At 71.4% G+C, this 21,634-nt stretch carries 21 protein-coding genes; 5 read left to right on the top strand and 16 right to left on the bottom strand.

Annotation, left to right across the window (positions count from 1 at the left end; genetic code table 11):
- Positions 1–60: 60 nt before the first annotated feature.
- Entirely contained in the window at positions 61–1,848 is a 1,788-nt protein-coding gene (locus tag NF681_10395; GenBank protein UST55545.1) for a hypothetical protein, read from the top strand.
- Positions 1,845–3,209: an MATE family efflux transporter gene (locus NF681_10390; GenBank protein ID UST55544.1), complete on the top strand. Its 1,365-nt coding sequence runs from the start codon at positions 1,845–1,847 to the stop codon at positions 3,207–3,209. The genes NF681_10395 and NF681_10390 overlap by 4 nt, the downstream gene beginning before the upstream one ends.
- On the opposite strand, the gene phoR is transcribed toward NF681_10390, so the two are convergent.
- The 7 genes from phoR to pstS are packed head-to-tail and all read right to left on the bottom strand — an operon-like array spanning position 3,190 to position 9,883.
- Complete coding sequence (gene phoR, locus NF681_10385) at positions 3,190–4,563, bottom strand: phosphate regulon sensor histidine kinase PhoR (protein ID UST55543.1); 1,374 nt, start codon at positions 4,561–4,563, stop codon at positions 3,190–3,192. The genes NF681_10390 and phoR overlap by 20 nt on opposite strands.
- Positions 4,564–4,612: 49 nt before the next feature.
- Positions 4,613–5,305, bottom strand: a complete 693-nt coding sequence (phoB, locus tag NF681_10380) for a phosphate regulon transcriptional regulator PhoB (GenBank protein ID UST55542.1) — start codon at positions 5,303–5,305, stop codon at positions 4,613–4,615.
- A 31-nt stretch (positions 5,306–5,336) separates the two neighbouring features.
- Positions 5,337–6,038: a phosphate signaling complex protein PhoU gene (phoU, locus tag NF681_10375; GenBank protein ID UST55541.1), complete on the bottom strand. Its 702-nt coding sequence runs from the start codon at positions 6,036–6,038 to the stop codon at positions 5,337–5,339.
- Positions 6,039–6,051: 13 nt separating this feature from the next.
- A complete protein-coding gene (gene pstB, locus NF681_10370; protein UST55540.1) occupies positions 6,052–6,834 on the bottom strand; it encodes a phosphate ABC transporter ATP-binding protein PstB in 783 nt (260 codons plus the stop codon).
- Positions 6,835–6,856: 22 nt separating this feature from the next.
- Entirely contained in the window at positions 6,857–7,741 is an 885-nt protein-coding gene (gene pstA, locus NF681_10365) for a phosphate ABC transporter permease PstA (protein UST55539.1), read from the bottom strand.
- On the bottom strand, positions 7,738–8,820 hold the full coding sequence (gene pstC, locus NF681_10360; protein UST55538.1) for a phosphate ABC transporter permease subunit PstC: 1,083 nt from the start codon (positions 8,818–8,820) through the stop codon (positions 7,738–7,740). The genes pstA and pstC overlap by 4 nt, the downstream gene beginning before the upstream one ends.
- 19 nt (positions 8,821–8,839) lie before the next feature.
- Positions 8,840–9,883 carry a phosphate ABC transporter substrate-binding protein PstS gene (gene pstS, locus NF681_10355; GenBank protein ID UST55537.1) on the bottom strand — a complete coding sequence of 348 codons (1,044 nt, stop codon included), beginning with the start codon at positions 9,881–9,883 and terminating at the stop codon, positions 8,840–8,842.
- Positions 9,884–10,158: 275 nt separating this feature from the next.
- On the opposite strand from pstS, the gene NF681_10350 reads away from it, so the two are divergent.
- Entirely contained in the window at positions 10,159–11,673 is a 1,515-nt protein-coding gene (locus NF681_10350; protein ID UST55536.1) for a Ppx/GppA family phosphatase, read from the top strand.
- Between the two features lie 45 nt (positions 11,674–11,718).
- On the opposite strand, the gene NF681_10345 is transcribed toward NF681_10350, so the two are convergent.
- The 3 genes from NF681_10345 to NF681_10335 form a co-directional block, all read right to left on the bottom strand.
- Positions 11,719–12,180 (bottom strand): histidine phosphatase family protein, encoded by a 462-nt coding sequence (locus NF681_10345; GenBank protein UST55535.1) that lies wholly within the window; start codon positions 12,178–12,180, stop codon positions 11,719–11,721.
- Between the two features lie 29 nt (positions 12,181–12,209).
- Positions 12,210–14,387 carry a polyphosphate kinase 1 gene (ppk1, locus tag NF681_10340; protein UST55534.1) on the bottom strand — a complete coding sequence of 726 codons (2,178 nt, stop codon included), beginning with the start codon at positions 14,385–14,387 and terminating at the stop codon, positions 12,210–12,212.
- A gap of 123 nt (positions 14,388–14,510) precedes the next feature.
- On the bottom strand, positions 14,511–15,410 hold the full coding sequence (locus NF681_10335) for a GNAT family N-acetyltransferase (protein UST55533.1): 900 nt from the start codon (positions 15,408–15,410) through the stop codon (positions 14,511–14,513).
- A 156-nt stretch (positions 15,411–15,566) separates the two neighbouring features.
- Here NF681_10335 and NF681_10330 point away from each other — a divergent pair, with 156 nt between their 5' ends.
- Both NF681_10330 and NF681_10325 read left to right on the top strand, forming a co-directional pair.
- Entirely contained in the window at positions 15,567–16,271 is a 705-nt protein-coding gene (locus NF681_10330) for a glutathione binding-like protein (GenBank protein ID UST55532.1), read from the top strand.
- A gap of 50 nt (positions 16,272–16,321) precedes the next feature.
- Positions 16,322–16,591: a hypothetical protein gene (locus NF681_10325; protein UST55531.1), complete on the top strand. Its 270-nt coding sequence runs from the start codon at positions 16,322–16,324 to the stop codon at positions 16,589–16,591.
- Positions 16,592–16,606: 15 nt separating this feature from the next.
- Here NF681_10325 and NF681_10320 read toward each other — a convergent pair whose 3' ends face one another.
- The 6 genes from NF681_10320 to NF681_10295 form a co-directional block, all read right to left on the bottom strand.
- A complete protein-coding gene (locus NF681_10320) occupies positions 16,607–16,963 on the bottom strand; it encodes a hypothetical protein (GenBank protein ID UST55530.1) in 357 nt (118 codons plus the stop codon).
- Positions 16,964–17,033: 70 nt separating this feature from the next.
- Complete coding sequence (locus tag NF681_10315; GenBank protein ID UST55529.1) at positions 17,034–18,140, bottom strand: acyltransferase; 1,107 nt, start codon at positions 18,138–18,140, stop codon at positions 17,034–17,036.
- A 76-nt stretch (positions 18,141–18,216) separates the two neighbouring features.
- The gene (locus tag NF681_10310) at positions 18,217–18,435 is read right to left on the bottom strand and encodes a hypothetical protein (protein UST55528.1); all 219 of its coding nucleotides are present in this window, start codon (positions 18,433–18,435) and stop codon (positions 18,217–18,219) included.
- A gap of 38 nt (positions 18,436–18,473) precedes the next feature.
- Entirely contained in the window at positions 18,474–20,114 is a 1,641-nt protein-coding gene (locus NF681_10305) for a phospholipase D family protein (GenBank protein UST55527.1), read from the bottom strand.
- 39 nt (positions 20,115–20,153) lie between these two features.
- The gene (locus tag NF681_10300) at positions 20,154–20,963 is read right to left on the bottom strand and encodes a hypothetical protein (protein UST55526.1); all 810 of its coding nucleotides are present in this window, start codon (positions 20,961–20,963) and stop codon (positions 20,154–20,156) included.
- On the bottom strand, positions 20,960–21,598 hold the full coding sequence (locus NF681_10295) for a hypothetical protein (GenBank protein ID UST55525.1): 639 nt from the start codon (positions 21,596–21,598) through the stop codon (positions 20,960–20,962). Before NF681_10295 ends, NF681_10300 begins: the two co-directional genes overlap by 4 nt.
- Positions 21,599–21,634: the final 36 nt, after the last annotated feature.

Raw genomic sequence — 21,634 nt, 5'->3', positions numbered from 1 at the left:
GCCCGGTTTACCGCGCTGCCCTTTTTCTTTCCCGTTCCCTCTCCCGCCCTCCCTTTCGCCTTGAGCCAGCCCACGCCCGCGATCGTTGCCCAGAGCGCCGTGCGCCGGATGCCGCGCCTCGCCCTGCTCCTGCTGTGCGCCGCCTACCTGATGCCGGGCCTGCTCGGCCGCGGGCCCTGGAAGAGCGCCGACATCGCCAGCTACGGCTACATGGCCGAGCTCGCCCGCGGCGGCGAGGGACTGGCACGCTGGTTCGACCCGCTGCTGCTGGGCCTGCGGCCGGACATGCCGGCACTCCTGCCCTACTGGCTCGGCGCTCTGGCGATCAAGGTCGCGCCGGGCTGGGTCACGCCGGACCTCGCCGTGCGCATCGCCTTCGCCGTGTTGCTGTGGGGCGTGTTCGCGGCGACCTGGTATGCGGTCTATCACCTGGCGCGCACGCCCGACGCCCAGCCCGTCGCGTTCGCGTTCGGCGGCGAGGCACAGCCCACCGACTACGCGCGCGCCATCGCCGACGGCGCGCTGCTGGCGCTGATCGCCTGCCTGGGGCTGGCGCAGCTGGGCCACGAGACCACGCCGGCGCTGGCGCAGCTGTTCTTCGCCGCCTGGCTGCTCTACGGCGTCGCCGCCTTGCCCTACCACCGCCTGGGTGCATGGGCAGCGCTCGTGGCGGGCCTGCTCGGACTGACGCTGAGCGGCGCGCCGGCGGTGGCGCTCGCGCTCGGACTGGGCAGCGCCCTGGTCGTCTCCACCGACCGCCGGCGTCACGCGCGCCGCGCGACCGACACCACCACGCTCTACGCCGACATCGCGCGCGAGGCCCCGCTCTACCCGTCGGGCACGGCGGGGCGGATCGCCGGCGTCGCGCTGGCCGCCGCCGCGCTCGCCGCCCTGCTGGGCCTGTGGCACTGGCAGATCGTGCTGCCGGGGCTGCGCCCGGACAAGTCGCTGGGCTCGGACCTGCGCAGTCTGGTCAAGCTGATGCTGTGGTTCACCTGGCCGGCCTGGCCGCTGGTCGTGTGGACGCTGTGGCGCTGGCGCGGGCAACTGGCCGCGCGCCATCTGGCGTTGCCGCTGCTGTTCATGGCCGTGCCGCTGGCGGCCACCTGGACCACCGGCTTCTCCGACCGGTCGCTGCTGCTCGGCCTGCCCGCGGTGGCCACCCTGGCCGCCTTCGCCCTGCCGACCCTGCGCCGCAGCGTGGCCGCGCTGGTCGACTGGTTCACGCTGCTTTTCTTCAGCAGCGCCGCCGTCATCATCTGGGGCTACTGGATCGCCATGCAGACCGGCACGCCACCCAAGATGGCCGCCAGCGTCGCGCGGCTGACGCCGGGGTTCGTGCCGCAGTTCTCCTGGCTGACGCTGGTCTTCGCCATCGCGGCGACGCTGGCGTGGTGCTGGCTGGTGCGCTGGCGCAGCGGCCGCCATCGGGCGGCGTTGTGGAAGTCGCTGGTGCTGCCCGGCGGCGGCGCGGCCCTGTGCTGGCTGCTGGGCACCACGCTGTGGCTGCCCTCGCTGGACTACGCCCTGAGCTACGCACCGCAGGTGCGCGCCATCGCCGAGCGCATCGAACGCGCCGACGTCGCCCCGGGCGCGCCCCGCGCGCCGACCTGCCTCGCGCTGCTGGGCGTCGGGCGCTCGCAGATCTCGGCGCTGCGCCACCACGCGGGCTTCGACCTGCGTCCGCTCGCGGCGGACACGCCGTGCGGCTGGATGGTCGTCGGCCCCGACGCCATCGCGCGCCTGAAGGACGTCGCCAGCTTCGATCGCTGGCGCTTCGTCGGCACGCTGCGCCGACCCAGCAGCGCGAGCGACGACCTGCTGCTCTTCCAGCGCACCGGCCCGTGACGGGCGACGCCGTGCCGGCGCGCAGCGAGCGCCGCCTGATCGCCGGGCATGCCGCCACCGTGCTGGTCGGGCAACTCGCGGTGATGGCCTTCGGCGTCACCGACACCATCGTGGCCGGCCGCTACGCCGAGGACGCGCTGGCCGCGCTGTCGGTGGGTTCGGCCATCTTCATCAGCGTCTTCGTCTCGCTGATGGGCGCGATGCAGGCGCTGCTGCCGGTGTGGGCCGAGCTCCACGGCGCGCGGCGCGCCTCGGAAGTCGGCCGCTCGGTGCGCCAGTCGCTCTACGTGTGCGCCCTCGCCATCGCCGTGGGCATGGCCGTGCTGCTGATGCCGGGTGCCCTGCTGCAGTGGACGGAGGTGCCCGGGACCCTGCGCGGGGACGTCGAGCGCTACCTCGCCATCCTCGCCTTCGCCCTGCCGCCAGCGCTCCTGTTCCGCATCTTCGGCACGCTCAACCAGAGCCTGGGCAAGCCACGCTTCGTGACCTGGCTGCAGCTGGGCGCGCTGGCCGTCAAGTTGCCGCTGTCGGTGTGGCTGACCTTCGGGGGCGCGGGCGTGCCGGCGCTCGGGCTGGCCGGCTGCGGCTGGGCCACGCTGGTGGTCAACTGGGCCATGCTGGCCTGCGCCGTCGTGGTGCTGCGGCGCGGCGCGTTCTACGCGGCCTACGACCTGTGGCGGCGCGTGGAGCCGCCGGACCGGCGCGCGCTGGCGCAATTCGCGCGCCTGGGCGTGCCGGCGGGACTGGCGGTGCTGGTGGAGGTGACCTCCTTCACGCTGATGGCGCTGTTCATCGCGCGGCTGGGCACGGTGGCCTCGGCGGCGCACCAGATCGCCTCGAACCTCACCGCCGTGGCCTACATGTTCCCGCTGTCGCTGGCCATCGCCACCAGCGCGCGGGTGAGCTTCTGGCTCGGCACGGGCGACGGCGCGCGGGCGCGCCAGGCCTGCCGGCGCGGCTTCGAACTCACGCTGGCGTGCGCGCTGGCCTGGGCGGCGGCGATGGTCGCGCTGCGCTGGCAGCTCGCGGGCGTCTATTCCGATCGTCCCGGCGTCGTGGCGATGGCGGCGGTGCTGCTGCTCGCGACCGCCGCCTACCACCTCGCCGATGCCGTGCAGACCCTGTGCGTCTTCGTCCTGCGCTGCTACCGCATCACGGTGATGCCGCTGATCCTCTACTGCGGACTGCTCTGGGGCGTGGGGCTGGGCGGCAGCTACCTGTTGGCCTACCGGGGCCTGGGACCGTGGGAGGCGATGCGCTCGCCGCTGGCCTTCTGGCTGATGAGCGCGGCGGCGCTGGCCGCGACCGCGCTGCTGTTCGCGGCGCTGCTGCGGCGCACCCTCAGGCGGTCGTCGCGCTGACGTGCGTCCCGGCGGCCGCCGCCACCGCCGGACGCAGCGGACGCAGGCGCGAGGCGGGGAACAGCAGCGCGAAACGCGAGCCCTTGCCCGGCGTGCTCTCGATGCGAAGTTCGGCGCCGTGGCGCTGCGCGACGTGCTTGACGATGGCCAGGCCCAGGCCGGTGCCGCCGGTCTCGCGCGAACGGCTGCGGTCGACGCGATAGAAGCGCTCGGTCAGGCGCGGGATGTGCTCGGCGGCGATGCCGGGGCCGCTGTCGCGCACGGCGTACTCGCCACGGCCGTCGGCCAGCACGCGCCAGCTGACCGCCACCTCGCCGCCGCCGGGCGTGTAGCGCACGGCGTTGCTCAGCAGGTTGGACATCGCGCTCTGCAGCTCGGTCGGCGCGCCCGCGATCTCGGCGTCGTCCTTCAGGTCGAACACCAGGCGGTGCGCCTGCGCGGGCGACAGGCGGCTCGACAGGCCGCGCGCCTCGTCTTCGCACTGTGCGATCAGCGCCCGCACGCGCGTCCACTGGCCGATCTTGGGCGCGGCGCTGCCCTCGAGGCGCGACAGCGTCAGCAGGTCGTTGACCAGCGTCTCCATGCGGTGCGACTGCTGCGCCATCAGGGCGAGGTAGCGCGAACGCTCCCCGGCGTCGAGCGGCAGGTTCTGCAGCGTCTCCACGAAGCCCGCGAGCACCGTCAGCGGCGTACGGATCTCGTGCGAGACGTTGGCGACGAAGTCGCGCCGCATGGCTTCGGCCTGCTCCAGCGCCGTGATGTCGCGCGTGAGCAGCATGCGCCGGTTGCCGGCGTACGGATGCACCTGCACCGACAGGCGCGACGGCGCGTGCCCCGCGCCCAGGCGCGCGTGCGTGGCGTCGATCACGACGTCGCGGCTGTAGTTGTGGGAGGCGAGGTAGGCCACGAAGGCCGGGTCGCGCACGAGGTTGGACAGGTGCTGGAGCAGGTCGCGCTCGGCGTCGATGCCGAACTGGCCGGCCGCGGTCTGGTTGCACCACTCGATGCGGCCCTGCTCGTCGAGCAGGATCACGCCGTTGGGCGAGGCCTGGATGGCGGCGAGGAATTCCTGCAGGCGATCCTGGGCCTGGCGGATCTGCTGGTCGCGCTCGCGCAGCGACTTGCGGATGCGCTCGGACAGCTCGCCCCAGATGCCGGCGCCGCGCATCGGCAGGCCGGCCACGTCCTTGCGCATCACGTTGAGGAAACGCTGGCCGCGCACGGTGTCCAGCGCGAACCACAGGGCGGCCCCGGCCCAGGCGCCCCAGCCCGCCTGCGGCCAGCCGGAGGCCAGCCCGACCAGGACGGCGCCGGCCAGCGTCGCCAGGAGGAACAGTGCGATGCGAAACGGCATGGCGCCGATTATCCGGGGCGTCGCGCGCCGGCCACCGCCGGGCGACGCCTCACACCGTGGCCTGCGCCGTCAGGCGGTAGCCCGCGCCGCGCACGGTCTCCACCATCGGTGCCGCGCTGCCCAGCGATTCGCGCAGGCGCTTGACGTGCACGTCGACCGTGCGCTCCTCGATGTAGACGTGGTCGCCCCAGACGTTGTCCAGCAGCTGCGAACGGCTGTGGACGCGCTCGGCGTGCTGCATGAGGTAGCCCAGCAGCTTGAACTCGGTCGGCCCGACCTTCAGCGGCGCGCCCTGCCAGGTGACGCGGTGCGTGGCGGTGTCGAGCGCGAGCTCGCCGATGACCACGCGCTCGTCCGGCGCCTCCGGCGCGCGGCGGCGCAGCACGGCGCGGATGCGCGCGAGCATCTCCTGCGTGGAGAACGGCTTGGTGATGTAGTCGTCGGCGCCGGCGTCCAGCCCGGCCACCTTGTCGGGCTCGTCGCCGCGCGCGGTGAGCATGACGATCGGGATCGCCTTGGTGCGCGCCTCCTTGCGCCACTGGCGCGCGAGCTGCAGGCCGCTCTGGCCCGGCAGCATCCAGTCGAGCAGGATCAGGTCGGGGGCGAGCGTGTCGATCTCGCGCTGCGCCGCGGCGCCGTCCTCGGCCCAGATCGGCTCGAAGCCGTTGTGGCGCAGGTTGACGGCGATCAGCTCGGCGATCGAGGACTCGTCTTCGACGATGAGGACTCTGGGCTTCTTCATGACGACGGATTGTCCGGTCCGGGAACCGGCCTCACTGCAGTGCCGACTCGATCTCGGCCATCGACGTGTGGCGCACGTCGGCGCCCTTGACGATGTAGATGATGAACTCGGCGATGTTCTTGGCATGATCGCCGATGCGCTCGATGGCCTTGGCCAGGAACAGCAGGTCGAGGCTGGCCGAGATGGTGCGCGGGTCCTCCATCATGTAGGTCACCAGCTTGCGCACGAAACCGTCGAACTCCTGGTCGATCTGGTCGTCCTCCTTGAGGATCGACAGCGCCGCGGCGGTGTCGAGGCGGGCGAACGCGTCCAGCGCCTTGCGCAGCAGGCCCGAGGCCAGGTCGGCGGCGATGCGCAGCTCGGTCGAGGGCAGCGCGCGCGCCGCCCCGCTCTCGATGATCGACTTGACCATGCGGGCGATCTTGTTGGCCTCGTCGCCCACGCGCTCGAGGTTGGCGGTCGTCTTGGAGATCGCGATGAGCAGGCGCAGGTCGCGCGCGGTCGGCTGGCGCCGCGCGATGATCGAGGAGAGCTCGCGGTCGATCTCCATCTCCATCGCGTTGACGCGCACCTCGGTCTCCACGACGCGGTCGGCCGCGTCGGCGTCGAACTCCGACAGCGCGTAGACCGCCTGATGGATCTGCGACTCGACCATGCCGCCGAGCTCCATCACGCGCGACGACACGCCGTTGAGCTCGCTGTCGAACTGGCTCGAAAGGTGTTTTTCTGTCATGTCGGTCTCCGTGTCAGCCGAAGCGGCCGGTGATGTAGTCCTCGGTCTCCTTGCGCTTGGGCTTGAAGAACATCTGCTCGGTCTCGCCGAACTCGATCAGGTCGCCCAGGTACATGTAGGCCGTGTGGTCGCTGCAGCGCGCGGCCTGCTGCATGTTGTGCGTCACGATGACGACGGTGTAGTCGCTCTTGAGCTCGGCGATCAGTTCCTCCACCTTGCCGGTGGAGATCGGGTCGAGCGCCGAGCACGGCTCGTCGAGCAGCAGCACCTCGGGTTTGATGGCGATGCCGCGCGCGATGCACAGGCGCTGCTGCTGGCCGCCGGAGAGGCCCGAGCCGCTCTGCTGGAGCTTGTCGCGCACCTCGGTCCAGAGCGCGGCCTTCTTCAGCGCCCACTCCACGCGGTCGTCCATGTCGCTCGCGCTGAGGTTCTCAAACAGCTTCACGCCGAAGGCGATGTTGTCGTAGATCGACATCGGGAACGGCGTGGGCTTCTGGAACACCATGCCGATCTTCGCGCGGATGATGGCCACGTCCTGCTTGGACGTGAGCAGGTTCTCGCCGTCCACCGAGATGACGCCCTCGGCGCGCTGCTCCGGGTAGAGCTCGAACATGCGGTTGAAGGTGCGCAGCAGGGTCGACTTGCCGCAGCCCGAGGGACCGATGAAGGCCGTGACCTGATTCTCGGGGATCTCGAGGTTGATGCCCTTGAGGGCGTGGAACTTGCCGTAGTAGAAGTTCAGGTCCTTGACCGAGATCTTCGAGCGCACGGGAGGGGAAGCGAGGGTGGTGGGCATGGGATTCGCGCTGGTTCGGTGTCTAGTGTTTGGAGCGCGTGAGCACGCGCGCGAGGATGTTGAGGCCCAGCACCGCGACGGTGATCAGGAAGACCCCGGCCCAGGCCAGCTGCTGCCAGTTCTCGTACGGGCTCATCGCGAACTTGAAGATCGTCACCGGCAGGCTGGCCATCGGCTGGCTGACGTCGGAGGTCCAGAACTGGTTGTTCAGGGCGGTGAACAGCAGCGGCGCGGTCTCCCCGGCGATGCGGGCGACGGCCAGCAGGATGCCGGTCACGACGCCGGCGCGCGCGGCGCGCAGCGTGATGCTGATGATGACCTTCCACTTCGGCGTGCCCAGGGCGTAGGCCGCCTCGCGCAGGCCCGGGGGCACCAGCTGCAGCATGTTCTCGGTCGTGCGGATCACCACCGGAATGACGATCAGCGCCAGGGCCAGCGCGCCGGCCAGGCCCGAGAAGGTCTTGAAGTAGGCGACCACGACGGCATAGACGAACAGGCCGATCACGATCGAGGGCGCCGACAGCAGGATGTCGTTGACGAAGCGCGTGAGCGAGGAGAGCCAGCCCTTGGGGTCGTACTCGGCCAGGTAGATGCCGGCCATGATGCCGATGGGCGTGCCCACGAAGGTCGCCAGGCCGACCATCACCAGCGAGCCGAAGATCGCGTTGGCGATGCCGCCGGGCTCGTTGGGCGGCGGGGTCATCTCGGTGAAGGTGGCCAGCACGATCCCGCCGATGCCCAGGCGAAGCGTCTCCCACAGGATCCACATCAGCCAGAAGACGCCGAAGGCCATCGCCATGAGCGACAGGGTCAGCGCCACGAGGTTGACGCGCTTGCGGCTGGCGAAGCGCGCCGCGCGCGTCTCGTCGAGCGCTCGCGCGCTCAGGAGTTTTTCGGCGGTGCTCACGATTTCGTTCCTTCGCTCTTCTTCATGCGCTGCAGCAGCACCTTCGACAGCGTCAGCACGACGAAGGTGATGAAGAACAGCACCAGGCCCAGGTACATCAGCGCGGCCTGGTGCAGGCCGGCGCCGGCTTCGGCGAACTCGTTGGCCAGGGCCGACGTGATGCTGTTGGCGGCCTCGAAGACCGACAGCGAGTTGAGCTGGTTCATGTTGCCGATCACGAAGGTCACGGCCATGGTCTCGCCCAGCGCCCGGCCCAGGCCGAGCATGATGCCGCCGATGACGCCGGCCTTGGTGTAGGGCAGAACGACCTTGGAGACGACCTCCCAGGTGGTGGAGCCCAGCCCGTAGGCGGACTCCTTGAGCAGCGGCGGCGTGACCTCGAAGACGTCGCGCATCACCGAGGCGATGAACGGGATGATCATGATGGCCAGGATGATGCCGGCCGACAGGATGCCGATGCCCACCGGTGGCCCGGACACCAGCGCGCCCAGGTAGGGCACGCCGGCGAACAGGCTCTGCAGCGGCTGCTGCACGTAGGTCGAGAGGATCGGCCCGAACACCAGCAGGCCCCACATGCCGTAGACGATCGACGGCACGGCCGCGAGCAGCTCGATGGCGGTGCCCAGCGGACGCTTGAGCCAGGAGGGCGACATCTCCGTGAGGAACAGCGCGATGCCGAAGCTCACCGGCACCGCGATCACCAGCGCGATGAACGACGTCGCGAGCGTGCCGTAGATCATCACCAGCCCGCCGTACTCCTCCTGCACCGGGTCCCAGACCGTGCTGGTCAGGAAGCCAAGGCCGTACTTGGCGATCGCCGGCCAGGCGCCGGCGACCAGCGACAGCAGGATGCCGAACAGCAGCGCCAGCGTCAGCAGCGCCGCGCCCTTGGCGGCCAGCCCGAACAGGCGGTCGGTGGCGGCGCCGGTGCGCGGGCGCCGGGCCGGCGGCGGATTGACGGACGCGCGCGGGCGTTCGACCGCGAGGTCGAGCGGGGCGCCTTGGGCGGGGAAGGTGGATGACAAGGATCGCTCCGGAAGTGACGGATTCGACGCGCCGGGGGGCTTGGGACCGTTCATGCGCGTCGGCGGGGGCGCTTTACTTGAAGGCGACGGGCTTGCCCGACGCATCCTTGACGTTGTCGGTCCAGGCCTTGGCGATGATGGCCTTCACGCTGTCGGGCATCGGCACGTAGTCGAGGTCGGCGGCGGTCTTGTCGCCGCCCTTGTAGGCCCAGTCGAAGAACTTCAGCACGGCGGCGGCGTTGGCCGGCTTGTCCTGCACCTTGTGCACCAGGATGAACGTGCCGGTGGTGATCGGCCAGGCGTCCTTGCCGGGCTTGTTGTTGAGGATCTGATAGAAGCTCTTGTCCCAGTCGGCGCCGGCGGCGGCGGCCTTGAAGGTCTCGTCGTCGGGCGAGACGAAGCCGCCCGAGGCGTTCTGCAGCTGGGCGTAGGTCATCTTGTTCTGCTTGACGTAGGCGTACTCGACATAGCCGATCGAGTTGGGCAGGCGGCCCACGAAGGCGGCGACGCCCTCGTTGCCCTTGCCGCCCGCGCCGGTGGGCCAGTTCACCGCCGTGCCTTCGCCGACCTTGGCCTTCCACTCCGGATTGACCTGGCTCAGGTAGTTGGTGAAGGCGAAGCTGGTGCCCGAACCATCGGCGCGGCGCACCGGCGCGATGGTGGCGTCGGGCAGGGCCAGCGAACCGTTGAGCGCCTTGATCGCCGGGTCGTTCCACTTGGTGATCTTGCCGAGGTAGATGTCGCCGAGCACCTGGCCGTTGAGCTTGAGTTCGCCGGGCTTGATGCCCTGGATGTTGACCACCGGCACGACGCCGCCGACCACCGTCGGGAACTGCATCAGGCCCTTGGCCTGGAGTTCATCGTCCTTGAGCGGCGCGTCGGAGGCGCCGAAATCGACCGTCTTGGCATCGATCTGCTTCAGGCCGGCGCCCGAACCGACCGACTGGTAGTTGATCTTGACGCCCGTGGCCTTGTTGTAGTCGGAGGCCCACTTGGCATAGAGCGGCGCCGGGAAGCTGGCGCCCGCGCCGGTGATGTCCTGCGCGGCGGCGAGGTGGGAGAAGGTGGCGGCGGCCGCGAAGAGGCTGGCGGCGGCGAAGCGGAAAGTCGTTGTCATGAGGCTTCCTTTGAGGGGTTCTACCGATTCCCCGGATCGGGGTCATGGTGTTGCGGGCGGACTTTAAAAAGCTTCTGTGACGCCTTCGTGACAGGCCTCTCCAGAGGGAAACGCCACCTGTGGCGTCCCGATTCCGGATGACGGCGTCACGCAACTGTCATTTCCGCCGGGGGCCGCGAGCGATACCATCGAAGGTTCTCATCGGGTTCCCACGGACCGGGGCGCCGCCCCACCCGCCGCGTCGCCTCCCCCCGCCCCTCTCCTCGTTCCCATCCATGCAAAACGGCTCCCTCCTCGCGGCGATCGACCTAGGCTCCAACAGCTTCCGCCTCGAGATCGGCCAGGTCGATCACGACCAGATCCGGCGCACCGAGTACCTCAAGGAGACCGTGCGCCTGGGCAACGGCCTCGACGCCAACCGCAACCTCACGCCCGAGGCCATGCAGCGCGGCTGGGACACGCTGGCGCGCTTCGGCGAACGCCTGGCCGGCTTCCAGCGCGCCCAGGTCCGCGCCGTGGCCACCCAGACGCTGCGCGAGGCGCGCAACCGCGACGAGTTCCTGTTGCGCGCGCGCACCGTGCTGGGCTTCGGCATCGACGTCATCCCGGGGCGCGAGGAAGCCCGCCTGATCTACCAGGGCGTGGCGCACATGCTGCCGCAGACCGAGGCTTCCGGACGCGAGCGCCGGCTGGTGGTGGACATCGGCGGGCGCTCCACCGAAATGATCATCGGCCACGCGCTGGAGGCCGAGGTGATGGAGTCCTACCGCGTGGGCAGCGTCGCCTGGTCGATGAAGCACTTCCCGCAGGGCCAGTTCACCGCCTCGGCCTTCCGGACTGCCGAGATCGCCGCCAAGGCCGTCCTCGACGAGGCGCTGGCCAGCCACGCGCCCGACCGCTGGGACGTCGCCTACGGCGCCTCCGGCACCATCGGCGCGGTGGGCGACGTGCTCGCGGCCTCCGGCGCGCCGGCCGGCGTGGTCACGCGCGAGGGGCTCGACTGGCTGCTCGACCGCCTGCTGAAGGCCGGCAGCGCCGAGCGCCTGCGCATGGAGGGCATGCGCGAGGACCGCAAGGCCGTCATCGGTGGCGGCCTGAGCGTGCTGCGCGCGGTGTTCGACCTGCTCGACATCCGGCAGATGCAGGTCGCCCAGGGCGCGCTGCGCCACGGCGTGCTGTACGAACTCCAGGACCGCAACGACGGCACCACCGACCTGTGCGGCGCGACCGTCGCGCGCCTGGCCGCGCGCTTCTCGGTCGATCCGGCGCAGGCCCGGCGCGTGTCGGAGACCGCCACCGCGCTCTACCTGCAGCTCGAGCCCGACGCCCGGAGCAGCAGCGCCACCAGCCGCGCGGGCCGCGCGCTGCGCGCCCTGGGCTGGGCGGCACAGCTCCACGAGATCGGCGCGCAGATCTCCCACAGCGAATACCACAAGCACGGCGCCTACGTGCTCGATCACGCCGACGCGCCGGGCTTCGCGACCAACGACCTGCACCAGCTCAGCCAGCTGGTCCTCGGGCATCGCGGCAAGCTGCGCAAGCTCGAGGCCGCGCTGGACGACGAGACCTTCGTGACGCAGGTCCTGACGCTGCGCCTGGCGGTGATCCTGTGCCATGCCCGGCGCGACCCCGATCCGGCGGCACTGCAGGTCGCGCGCAACGGCCGGGGGTTCGCGCTGCGCTGCCGAAGCCGGTGGATCGACGCCTATCCGCAATCGGCGCACCTGCTGCGCGAGGAGACGCTGGCCTGGCAGAAGACCGGCTGGCGCGTCGACTTCGACGTCAGCTGAGCCGGAGCGGGCGCCGTTGCCGCCGCGCCGGCGCGAACGCCGGCGTCAGAGCAGTTCCGGCGTCTGGACCGTGACGACCACGGTCTGCACGTCGCCATCGCGCTCCCGGGTGCGGATCCACCACACCGAGCCCTTGCGCACCGGGCAGCTCTCGTGCTGCCAGCCCAGGAGTTGCGAGATCGCCTGGCCGAGCGAGGGCTGGTGGCCCACCACCAGCACCACGGACTTGCCATTGGGCCAGCCGGCCGCCGCGAGCAGCGCCTGCGGCGTGGTGTCCGGCGCGAGTTCCTCGCGCAGCTTGTAGCGTCGCTCCAGCGCCATCACGGTCTGCTCGCAGCGCCGCGCCGGGCTGCTGATGACGCGCGTGCCCTCGGGCAGCTGGCGGTCGAGCCAGCTCGACATGCGCTTGGCCTGCTTCTCGCCGCGCGGCGTGAGCACGCGCTGCAGGTCGTCGCAGCCGTCGGTCCAGTCCTCGGCCTCGGCGTGGCGCCAGAAAATCAGGTCCATGAACTCGTTCCTCTCGAAGGTGGGGGGTTTCAGGTGGCACGGTCGCCGTTGCGCGCGCCGTAGCGGTCCATGAGCGCGCGCTGCGCGCCGTGCGCCTCGATGCGGCGCGACGCGCCCTCCTCGAGCGGGTGCGTGTCTCCGTCGACGCGGCGGTAGACGCCGTCGGCGCCCAGGTCCCAGGCGTCGCGGCCGTCGTGCAGGTAGGCCACCAGGCACTCGTCGATGATCCGCTGACGCAGCACCGGGTCGGTCACCGGCCAGGCCAGCTCGATGCGCCGCATCATGTTGCGGTTCATCCAGTCGGCGCTCGACAGGTAGAGCGACTCGTCGGCGCCGTTGCGGAAATAGAACACCCGCGAATGCTCCAGGAAGCGGCCGATCACCGAGCGCACGCGGATGTTGTCGGTCAGCCCCGGCAGCTGCGCGGGCAGCGTGCAGGCGCCGCGCACGACGAGGTCGATCCGCACGCCCTTCTGGCCGGCCCGCACCAGTGCCGCGACGAGCAGGTCGTCGGTCAGGGCGTTCATCTTGGCGACGATGCGGGTGGGCTCGCCGCGTTCGGCGGCCGCGCCGATGGCGTCGATCTGCGTGACCAGGTTGCGGTGCAGGTCGAACGGCGCGACCCACATCCGGTTGAGCTTGGGCAGGCGGCTCTGGCCGGCCAGATGCACGAACACGGCGTCCATGTCGGCCGTCAGCAGCGGGTCGGCCGTGAGGTGGCTGATGTCCGTGTAGAGCGCCGCGGTGCGCGGGTTGTAGTTGCCGGTGGAGAGGTGGCCGTAGCGGCGCAGCTGCTTGCCCTCGCGCCGCGTCACCAGAAGCATCTTGGCGTGCGTCTTCAGGCCCACCACGCCATACACCACCTGGGCGCCGATCGACTCGAGCATCTCGGCCCAGTTGATGTTGGCCTCCTCGTCGAAGCGGGCCTTGAGCTCGACCACCGCCATGACTTCCTTGCCGCGGCGCACGGCCTCGCGCAGCAGCTCCATCATCTCGGAATCGGCGCCGGTGCGGTAGATGGTCTGCTTGATGGCCAGCACCTGCGGGTCCTGCACCGCCTCGCGCAGGAAGGCCAGCACGCCGTCGAAGCTCTCGAAGGGCTGGTGGATCAGCACGTCGCCGCGCAGCAGACGGTCGAAGGACGATTGCCCGGGCGACAGCGTGACCGGGTAGGACGCCTTGTAGGGCACGAACCGCAGCGCCTTGAAGGCGGGCTCGCCCAGCAGGTCGATCAGCTGCGTGAGTCGCGCCAGGTTGACGGGACCGTGGACGCGGTAGAGCGCGCGCTCGGGCAGGTTGAACTGCGCGAGCAGGAAGCTCGCGAGCGACTCGGCGCAACTCGCCGACACCTCCAGCCGCACCGCCTGCCCGAAGTGCCGGTGCTCCAGACCCTGGCGCAGCGCCGTGCGCAGGTTCTTCACGTCCTCCTCGTCCACGGACAGGTCGGAGTTGCGCGTGACGCGGAACTGGGAGAAATCGCCCACCTCGCGCCCCGGGAACATGCTGGAGAGGTGCGCGCGCACGATGCTGGAGAGCGCCACGAACAGCGTGCGCCCGCCCGAGACCTTCGCCGGCATGCGGATCACGCGCGGCAGCACGCGCGGCACCTTCAGGATCGCGATCGGGTTCTCGCGCCCGAAGGCGTCCTTGCCGCTCAGGCGCACGATGAAGTTGAGCGACTTGTTGGCCACCTGCGGGAACGGGTGGGAGGGGTCGAGCCCGACCGGGATGAGCAGCGGACGCACCTCGCGCTCGAAGTACTCCTGCACCCACTTGCGCTGCGTCGGGTTGCGTTCGCCGTGCGAGATGATGTGGACGCCGTGCTCGGCGAAGGCCGGCATCAGCGCGTCGTTGTAGAGCGCGTACTGCTCGGCCACGGTGGCGTGCGCGGTCGTGGCCAGCCGCTCGAACGCATCGAGCGACGCGCCACCCGGCGCCTGACCGGTGGTCGCGGCGATCAGGTGCGCGGCGGCCCTGACCTCGAAGAACTCGTCGAGGTTGGACGACACGATGCACAGGTAGCGCAGGCGCTCGATCAGCGGCACCTCGGGGCGGCGTGCCCAGTCGAGCACGCGCCGGTTGAAGGCGAGGATGCTGTGGTCGCGGTCCAGCAGCACCAGCTTGGGCACGGCCGTGGCGGGTGCCGGGGCCGTGGTGGCGGGAGGAACGGAGATCTCGGCTGGAATCGGTACCGCGGGAGGCTGCATGGTCACGGAGGAGGACGTCGCGGGCGGGGCGGCCCGCGTGGCGTCGGTCGGGCAAAGCCGAAGATTGTGACCAAGTTGCATGTCGGTTTCGTGACGCCGCGCCCGCGTCGCCGCGGCCTGCGCTCAGTGGCCGAGGAAGTGCCGGCGATAGCGCGGCGGCAGGTCGCCGATGCGCATCAGCATGGGCAGGTCGGCGGTGTTGAAGTCCGGGTCCCAGGCCGGCGCGCCGAGCACCTTCGCGCCCAGGCGCAGGTAGCCCTTGATGAGCGCGGGCGGCTCGACGTCGAGCGTGCCGTCGAGCCGGTCGACCGGCAGGGCCAGGCGCGGCTGCACGTGGTAGCGCACCGGCGCCATGTGCCCGGCCGAGAGCTGGCGCCAGATGCTCGCGGCGGCGTCGCCGCAGTTCACGCCGTTGTGCGACATGGGGATGCTGGCGCAACCGATCATGACGTCGAGGCGGTTGCGGTGCATGAAGCCGGCCAGCGCCCCCCACAGCGCCAGGATCACGCCGCCCTGGCGGTGGTCGCGGTGCACGCAGCTGCGCCCGAGTTCGACCATGCGCTCGCGCACCTCGCGCAGCCGCGTCAGGTCGAATTCGGTGTCGCTGTAGGTGCTGCCGATGCGCCGGGCCTGCGCCGGGGTCAGCACGCGGTAGGTGCCGATGACCTCGCCCGTGGCCTCGTGGCGCACCAGCAGGTGCTCGCAGAAGTCGTCGAACAGGTCGATGTCGTGGCCGGGCAGCGTCGTGCTCAGGCGCGCTCCCATCTCGCCGGCGAAGACCTGGTGGCGCAGGCGCTGCGCCGCGCGCACGTCGTCGAGGTGGCGCGCCCAGCTCACGTTCAGGCCGGTGGCCCCGCCGGCCGCCCGCGGCGTGGCGCCCGGGTCCGTGACCGGGATCGCAGCGACGCCGGGCGTGGGCACCGGAACGATCGGCGCCACCCGCGCGGCCGGCGGCGCACGCCACAGCGACGGGCGGATGCCGAGCTGCGAGATGGGGAACAGGGGGTTGGGCAATTCGGGCATGACGGTCTCCATCGATGACCGGCAGTCTGTCCGGCGCTCATGAAAGCGCCGTGTCGCCGGCATGGCAACCGGATGACGCCCGACCCTGCCGAACGGCGTTCCGGCCGTTTATGCTGGCGTCCTCGACTAAGCTTTTCCACTTAAACGGAACACGCCATGCCCTCCGCACCGATCCAGGTCCACACGTGGCCCACGCCCAACGGACACAAGGTCCACATCATGCTGGAGGAGTGCGCGCTGCCCTACGAGGCGCACGCGGTGGACATCGGCAAGGGCGAGCAGTTCGCCCCCGGGTTCCTGGCCATCAGCCCGAACAACAAGATCCCCGCCATCACCGACCCCGAGGGCCCGGACGGCCGGCCGATCTCGCTCTTCGAGTCCGGGGCGATCCTGCTCTACCTCGCGGAGAAGACCGGCCGCCTGATGCCCCGCGACGCGCGCGCGCGCTGCGACGTGCTGCAGTGGTTGATGTTCCAGATGGGCGGCGTCGGCCCGATGCTCGGCCAGGCGCACCACTTCCGCCTGTACGCGCCCGAGCAGCTGCCCTACGCCATCGAGCGCTACACCAACGAGGCCCGCCGCCTCTACGGCGTGATCGACCGCCAGCTCGCCAGGCACGCCTTCATCGCCGGGGCGGACTACTCGATCGCCGACATCGCCATCTTCCCGTGGCTGCGCAGCTGGCAGAACCAGGGCGTGGTGCTGGAGGAGTACACGCACGTCAAGGCGTGGTTCGACGCCCTGGCCGCGCGCCCGGCCGTCCAGCGCGGCGTCGCGGTGCTGGCCGAGCGCCGCAAGCCGCTGACCGGCGACCGGGAGCGCGAGGTCCTGTTCGGCCGCACGCAGTACGAGAAGCGCTAGGCGCCCGCGCTCCCCCGCCACCGACGCCATCCCTCCGAGGAGATGCCCGCATGGACTTCGACGACGCCACCGAGATCAGCCGCTTCGACGACGGCGCCTGGAGCGTGCGCGTGCACGCCCTGCCCGCCCGGCTCGACCATCCGGCGGCGAGCCATGCCGACGTCTATCGCGACGGCGTCCAGAAGTGCCGCCTGACGCTGGTCGGCCACCGCCAGGAACCGGCCGCCGCGGCGGCGGTGCTGGAAGCGCGGGCGCGCGCGTTCATCCGGGAATGGAGCAGCCGCAGCCACACGGGCGACACGGGCCTGGCCGAGCTGTGAGCGCGCGGCCCGGCTTCAGCGCGCCCAGGTCGCCGGCAGCGATCCCTCGCACCGCGTGACGCCCGCCGGGCCGTCGGTGCTCAGGCGGACGCTGGCGGCGCGCGCGTCGACCGGCTGGATCGACCGCCCCAGGCTGCGGGCGAGGTCGTTGGCGTTGCGCACCAGGCCCTGCCGGCAGGCCTGCTCGACGGCGTCGCGCGGCATCGACGCGCGCTGGACGTGGACCGTGGAGATGGTGAAGCCGCCGGAGCGGTTGTCGACCTTGTAGAGCGGTTCCGGACCGCCGCCGAACGGCGACATCCCCGCGCAGCCGCACAGCGTCGCCGCCACCGCCAGCGCCGCGCCCCGTTGTTGCCATCGAAGGGCCCGCATGTCGATCTCCTGGAATGCTGTCGATCGTGTCATTGTGACCCGCGACGGCCGGTGCGCGCAGCGGCGCGGCCTACGTGGCGCGCGGCCCGGGCCGGGGCAGGAAGCGCCCGGCCGCCGCGAACAGCCACGCGAAGGCACGACGCCAGCGCGGGCGTTGCCGCTCCAGCGCCAGGCCCAGGATCGCCGCGACGATCAGCACGCTGGTCAGGGCCAGCGCGTACTGCCCCCGATCCTCGACCCGCAGGCCGAAGCACACGCGCCAAAGGATCAGCAGCGGGAAGTGCAGCACGTAGATGGGGAACGTGAGGTCCGCCAGGGCGCGGAACCGGTCGACCGGACCGCCGGCGACGGCCGAGGGCCCGGCCGGCAGCAGCCACAGGGCGATCGCCACGCACAGGCCCGACGCCGTGTCGGTCACGAACTCGTTGGCGAAGAAGAACGGCGGCACACCGATCGGATAGGGCCAGGGCGGCACCCGGGCCACGACGAACGCCGCCGCGCCCAGCGCCAGCGCGACGCCGGCCCACCGCAGCGGGGCACGCAACGCCGGACGCGGCAGCAGGCAGGCCGCGCAGCCCATCAGCCAGATCGGCATCATGAGCAGGATCTTCGGACCGGCCACCAGGCACGCCGCCAGGGCCAGCAGCCAGGAGCGCCAGCCCCGCCCCGTGCAGAACCACAGGCCGAAGATCATGTAGTACCAGAACTCGAAGCTCAGCGACCACAGCGCGCCGTTGGCCGGCGGCGCCGCCGAGAAGAACCAGGTCTCGTTGAGGAACAGCCCGGTCACCATGTAGCGCGGGCCGAACGCGCCGCGCACGTACTCCGCCACCAGGCCCGGGTCGCCCTGCGCGCGCACCACGAACTCGACGATCGCGGTCAGGAGCAGCGCGGGAACCACCATCGAGAACAGGCGGCTCCAGCGCGCCTGGAGGAATTCGCCCAGGCCACGTTGCCGGGCGCTGGTGGTGTGGGCGATCACGAAACCCGACAGCACGAAGAACACCACGATCGCCGAGTGCGCCGCCTCGCCGGGGCGCGAGGCGTCCTGGGTCGTCGAAGGCAGCCACATGTCCTGCGCATGAGCGAAAAGCACCGTCAGCGCGGCGCCCAGGCGCAGCATGTCCAGCACCAGGCTCGCGCTGGTGCCGATCGATCGATGGACGGTGGTCTGCACGGCGACTCCTTACACACAAACACTTTAGTATTATTTTGATACTAGCAGCGGATGCGTCGGGCTGCCGTGGCGTTGTTCACCAGAACTGCCACCAGCGACGTTTGGGCGGCGTGGCGAAGCGCAGCGGCGCGCCGAATTCGCTCACGATGCCCGCGCGCCGGCGCAGTTCCTGCTCCAGCCGGTCGCCGCGCTCGGCAAGGTAGCCGCTGCCGCGCAGGGCGGCGCGCCGGTGGCGCTGGATCGCCACGGCGAGTTCGCGGTCCGACATCAGGGTCGGGTCGGCATCGTCATCCATCTGCGTTTCCTCGGGTTGGTCTCCGGCGTCATGCGGCGTCACAGCAGCCACTCGATCGGCAGCAGCGACATCAGGCCGACCCCGGCGCGCCGCCACCAGGTCGTGCCGGGTTCGGTGTCGTGGCGCACCACGCCGTCGGGCGTGGACGCCAGCCAGTACAGGCGGCCCTGCGCGTCGAGCTTCACCGCGTACGACTGCGCCGGGATGTGGCGGGTGAAGGCGTCCTCGATGCCCGAGGCCAGCGCCGGGCTGTCGATGACGAAGCCGAGCTCGGTGTTCAGGTGCGCCGAGCGGGGATCGAAATTGAAGGAGCCGATGAAGACGCGCTCGCGGTCCACCGAGAAGGTCTTGGCGTGCAGGCTCGAATCCGAACTGCCGAAGGCACCCGAGCCGCTGCCGCTGCCGCCCCGGTCGTTGGCGCCGGCGGCGGGCAGGCCGCCCTGACGGCGCATCTCGAACAATTCGACGCCGGCGGCCAGCAGCGGCGCGCGGCGCCGGGCATAGCCCGCATGCACCGCCGCGACGTCGGTGGCTTCCAGGGCGTTGGTCAGGATGCGCACCCGCACGCCCTGCCGCGCCAGCGCGGCCAGGGCCGCCACGCCTTGGGCGCCCGGCACGAAATAGGCCGACACCAGCTCGACGTCGCGGCGCGGCCCGCGCAGCAGGCGCGCCAGTCCGGAGGCCATCAGGTCGCCGCGCGCGACCGCGCCCTGCCCCTTGGCCGGATCGTCGCTCAGGGTCTGCACCGCCGCCCATTCCAGGCTCAGGCGGCCGGCGTGCAGGTCGACCGCGAAGTCCGAGCCCTTGACCGCGCGCAGGTAGCGGCGGCGTCCCGCGTCGGCCGCGACCTCGGCGCGGATGCGGTCGAGCGGCGCCAGGTCGGCGGGTGCGCCCGGCTTCACCAGCAGCGCGATCGGCCACGCCGATTCGCTCGCCCAGTAGCGGTCGAAGTCGCTCGCGATGTCGCGCGCCGCCGGGCCGAAGGCCAGCACGTCGAGGTCGGCGAAGACCAGGCCCTCGACCAGCGCGTCGAAGTACTCGTCGCCGATGTTGCGCCCGCCGATGATGGTGGCCTGCGCGTCGGCGCTGAACGACTTGTTGTGCATGCGCCGGTTGGCGCGCGAGAAGTCGGTGACGAAGCCCAGCGGCTTGAACCATCGCGTCGCGAACGGATTGAACAGCCGGACCTCGATGCCCGGGTGCGCGTCCAGCGCGGCCAGCCGCGCGTCCAGCCCCGGGATGCCGTTGTCGTCGAGCAGCAGCCGCACCCGCACGCCCCGGTCGGCCGCCTCGCGCAGGGCCTGCAGCAGCAGCCGGCCGGTGGTGTCGTCGCGCCAGATGTAGGACTGCACGTCCAGCGTGCGCTCGGCGGCGGCGGCCAGCAGCATGCGCGCGGCGAAGGCATCGATGCCGTCGGCCAGCGGATGGATGCCGGAGGCGCCCGGTGCCTGCTCCGCCGCCCGCGCCGCCACCGCCTGCCCGATGGCCGTGGCCGAGGCCTCGGCGGGGGCCAGGGCCTGGGACGGTGCGATGCCCTGGCGCGGCGGCAGCGCGCAGGCCGCCAGCGACAGCGCCGCCAGCAGCAGGGCGAGCCGGCGCCAGAGCGCGGGGAAGGCGCGCGCGCGGCCGGCGGGCCGGGCATCGAGGAACGCGGGAGGAACGGGTGGCGCGACGGTCATGGTGCGGCCGATTGTTTCCCGGTCGGCCGCCCCGCCCGGTCAGACGTCGTGCCCAAATCGGCGCGCGTACGGCGTCCAGACCTCCGGCTGGTACTGGATCCAGCCGTGGATGCCGAACGGCAGTCCGGCGAGGTCGCGCTCGCCCCGGCGCAGGTCGGGCGCGACGGCGTCGACGTGCTCGGCGCCGAACCGGGCGGCGATCCGGCGCGGCGGCACCCTGAAGTCGCGCGAAAGCTGCGGAAAAAGCCGCAGCACGAACAGGTCCTCCCACACGCCGCGTCCGCGCGCCATGGCCATCGCCGCGTAGGCGTCGATGTAGCGCTCGAAACGGCGCGTCAGGCGCAGGAAGGTGTCGACCTTGCGCAGCGCGAAGCCGCCGTTGGCGAGGTAGCCAGTGGTGGTCGCGCGCAGCAGCTTGTGCAGCGTGTCGAAGTCCGCCGCGCGACCGAGCGCGCGCTGGTGGCCGCGCTCCCAGGTCCGGTGGTGGATCACCGCGCCGACGTAGTCGTAGCCCCGGTGGCACCACGCCGCGAGTTCGTCGCGGAAGACGAAGGCGTCGAGGTGGCAGATCAGCAGGTAGCGGTAATCGTGGAAGCGGGCGTAGAACGCCGGGCTCAGCAGCATGCGCGCGTACTCGTCGAGGCCGCTCCATTCGAAGCGCAGGAACCGGACGGTGGCGCGGCCCCGGCAGAAGTCCTCGTACCAGCGCGTGTCGAGGTCCATCGGGACGACGAAGGTGATCGGATGGCGCCCCAGGACCGCCAGGGTCTGCGCCAGGGAGACCTGCTCCAGCGGCTCGGGTTCGCTCAGGTGGGCATGGACGACGACGGTGACGAGGCGCGATTTCATCGGACGATGATGCCTGGAGGACGCGCCAGCGCCACCAGTTCGTGCGCCTTCCACTTGAAGCGCACCAGCGCGGGCAGCTCCCTGCCGTGCTGCAGGCCGAACACGGTCGCCACCAGGACGGCGGCCAGGACCTGGACGCGCGGCGGCGGCGGCGCGGCACGGCGCGCGGCGGCCAGGCAGGCCCACGCCGCGCCACCGCCGAGCACGCTGCCGGCGACGACCTCGGCCACCGAATGGAAGCCGAAGGCGATCAGCACCCAGGCGGTGCCGCCCGCCGCCGCCGCGCCCAGCGCCAGCGCGGCACGGCGCGGCGCGCGGCCGGCCCGCGCCGCCAGCAGCCAGGCGCACAGGGGCCAGACGAACGCCGACAGCGTCGCGTGCCCGCTCGGGCCCCGGAAGTCGAGCGCGGCGAAACCCTCGCCCCAGCCGAACAGGCCCAGCTTGGTCGCGAAGACCAGCGCGCTGACCGCGCAGAAGGCGCCCGTCCATCGCCAGGCCAGGCCCCGGGTCGTCGCCGACAGCGCGAGGGACGACGCCATCGCGCCGGTCGCGACGCTCGCCAGGCCGCTGTCGCCCAGCCAGAGCAGGAAATGGGACAGCGTGCCGGCGAGCGGGGGCGGAAGGAGTGCGTTCACGGGCGCGAGTGTCGTCGAGACCATCGACTCCCACGG

This window comes from Comamonadaceae bacterium OTU4NAUVB1 (assembly GCA_024372625.1).
GTDB lineage: Bacteria > Pseudomonadota > Gammaproteobacteria > Burkholderiales > Burkholderiaceae_C > Variovorax.
The sequence above is the reverse complement of the archived record's forward strand: the minus strand, read 5'-3'. Positions and strand labels throughout refer to the sequence as shown.

What these genes read in the sequence shown, in the direction of transcription:
- phoU (UST55541.1), bottom strand. Translation starts at nt 6,038, where the DNA reads ATGACAGAAAAACACCTTTCGAGCCAGTTCGACAGCGAGCTCAACGGC.
- NF681_10335 (UST55533.1), bottom strand. Translation starts at nt 15,410, where the DNA reads ATGCCCGAATTGCCCAACCCCCTGTTCCCCATCTCGCAGCTCGGCATC.
- NF681_10325 (UST55531.1), top strand. Translation starts at nt 16,322, where the DNA reads ATGGACTTCGACGACGCCACCGAGATCAGCCGCTTCGACGACGGCGCC.
- phoR (UST55543.1), bottom strand. Translation starts at nt 4,563, where the DNA reads ATGCCGTTTCGCATCGCACTGTTCCTCCTGGCGACGCTGGCCGGCGCC.
- NF681_10310 (UST55528.1), bottom strand. Translation starts at nt 18,435, where the DNA reads ATGGATGACGATGCCGACCCGACCCTGATGTCGGACCGCGAACTCGCC.
- pstC (UST55538.1), bottom strand. Translation starts at nt 8,820, where the DNA reads ATGAACGGTCCCAAGCCCCCCGGCGCGTCGAATCCGTCACTTCCGGAG.
- pstS (UST55537.1), bottom strand. Translation starts at nt 9,883, where the DNA reads ATGACAACGACTTTCCGCTTCGCCGCCGCCAGCCTCTTCGCGGCCGCC.
- NF681_10330 (UST55532.1), top strand. Translation starts at nt 15,567, where the DNA reads ATGCCCTCCGCACCGATCCAGGTCCACACGTGGCCCACGCCCAACGGA.
- ppk1 (UST55534.1), bottom strand. Translation starts at nt 14,387, where the DNA reads ATGCAGCCTCCCGCGGTACCGATTCCAGCCGAGATCTCCGTTCCTCCC.
- phoB (UST55542.1), bottom strand. Translation starts at nt 5,305, where the DNA reads ATGAAGAAGCCCAGAGTCCTCATCGTCGAAGACGAGTCCTCGATCGCC.
- NF681_10350 (UST55536.1), top strand. Translation starts at nt 10,159, where the DNA reads ATGCAAAACGGCTCCCTCCTCGCGGCGATCGACCTAGGCTCCAACAGC.
- NF681_10320 (UST55530.1), bottom strand. Translation starts at nt 16,963, where the DNA reads ATGCGGGCCCTTCGATGGCAACAACGGGGCGCGGCGCTGGCGGTGGCG.
- NF681_10305 (UST55527.1), bottom strand. Translation starts at nt 20,114, where the DNA reads ATGACCGTCGCGCCACCCGTTCCTCCCGCGTTCCTCGATGCCCGGCCC.
- NF681_10345 (UST55535.1), bottom strand. Translation starts at nt 12,180, where the DNA reads ATGGACCTGATTTTCTGGCGCCACGCCGAGGCCGAGGACTGGACCGAC.
- pstB (UST55540.1), bottom strand. Translation starts at nt 6,834, where the DNA reads ATGCCCACCACCCTCGCTTCCCCTCCCGTGCGCTCGAAGATCTCGGTC.
- NF681_10300 (UST55526.1), bottom strand. Translation starts at nt 20,963, where the DNA reads ATGAAATCGCGCCTCGTCACCGTCGTCGTCCATGCCCACCTGAGCGAA.